We start from the raw sequence: 1543 nt of genomic DNA on the forward strand, positions 1-1543 counted from the left end.
CCGGTTTCCGAACGCACCATGCGCTGCACGCCAGCCGACAGGGCGACCAGTTTGTGGTCGAAGCCCTGGTGCACGCGGTAGGAAATCGCACGGTCGTTGAACAGCGAAGCGAACACCTCTTTGGCGGCGCGGATTACGTTTTCCACACCACGGATGTTCAGGAAGGTTTCCTGCTGACCGGCGAAGGAGGCGTCCGGCAGGTCTTCGGCGGTGGCGGAAGAACGTACGGCCACGGCCACGTCAGGATTGCCGGCCGACAGCGCGGCGAACGCGGTGCGGATCTCGGTGTTGAGCTTTTCAGGGAATTCGGCGTCCATGATCCATTGGCGGATCTGCGCACCGGTCTTGGCCAGGGCATTGACGTCGTCGACGTCGAGCGCGTCGAGGGCCTTGTGGATCTGCTCGTTCAGGCCGCTCAGTTCGAGGAAGTCACGATAGGCCTGAGCCGTCGTGGCGAAGCCGCCGGGGACCGAAACACCGGCGCCTGCCAGGTTACTGATCATCTCGCCCAGGGATGCGTTCTTGCCCCCCACATGCTCAACATCGTGTTTGCCGAGCTTATCGAGGGAAACTACGTACTCTACCAAGGTGATCTCTCCACTAACTGTGTTGGAAAAGCTCAGAAACCGGCGGCCCGGGGGAGCCTTGGCCGGTTGTATGGCCTGGACCTGGAAAATAAGTGAGAATGCGGGCCAATGGCGGCCGGCAAATCGCGCCTATCATATCCAAGATTCGTTACTAGCTTAAGGCCCAAGGTGCAAATGAAACGATCTGCTTTCTTCATCTCCGATGGCACCGGCATTACCGCCGAAACCCTGGGTCAAAGCCTGTTGGCGCAGTTCGAAAACATTACCTTCAGCAAATTCACGCGGCCCTACATCGACAGCGTGGAAAAAGCGCGGGCCATGGTACAACAAATCAACAAAGCCGCTGAAACCGACGGCTTTCGCCCGATCATCTTCGACACCATCGTCAATCAGGACATTCGTGAGATTCTCGCAACGTCCAATGGTTTCATGATCGACATTTTCTCGACTTTCCTCGCGCCGCTCGAACAGGAGCTCACCGAGCACTCTTCCTACACCGTCGGCAAGTCCCACTCCATCGGGCACAACTCCAATTACATGGAGCGCATCGAGGCGGTGAACTTCGCCCTCGACAACGACGACGGCGCGCGCACCCACTATTACGACAAAGCCGATCTGATACTAGTGGGCGTGTCGCGATGCGGCAAAACGCCGACGTGTCTGTACATGGCCATGCAGTTCGGTATCCGCGCAGCCAACTATCCGCTGACCGAAGACGACATGGAACGCCTGACCCTGCCGACGGCTCTGCGCGCCCATCAGCACAAGCTGTTCGGCCTGACCATCGACCCCGACCGCCTCACTGCGATCCGCAATGAGCGCAAGCCCAACAGCCGTTATTCGAGTTATGCCCAGTGCGAATTCGAAGTGCGCGAAGTGGAAAACCTGTTCCGCCGCGAAAACATTCCGCACATCAATTCCACGCATTTCTCGGTGGAAGAGATTTCGGCGAAGAT

2 protein-coding genes are annotated in these 1543 nt (G+C 58.3%); one reads left to right on the top strand and one right to left on the bottom strand.

All coding sequences use genetic code 11. The annotated features are described in order from the left end of the window. Positions 1 to 587, bottom strand: a 587-nt coding sequence (locus D6877_RS23330; protein ID WP_277751497.1) for a PEP/pyruvate-binding domain-containing protein, incomplete at its 3' end; no start/stop codon positions are given. Positions 588 to 761: 174 nt separating this feature from the next. On the opposite strand from D6877_RS23330, the gene D6877_RS23335 reads away from it, so the two are divergent. Further along, positions 762 to 1543: pyruvate, water dikinase regulatory protein (locus tag D6877_RS23335; protein ID WP_130912262.1), on the top strand; the 782-nt coding region annotated here is incomplete at its 3' end.

Origin of the sequence: Pseudomonas sp. Sample_9 (genome assembly GCF_004307535.1) — a bacterium.
GTDB classification, from domain to species: domain Bacteria; phylum Pseudomonadota; class Gammaproteobacteria; order Pseudomonadales; family Pseudomonadaceae; genus Aquipseudomonas; species Aquipseudomonas mercuritolerans.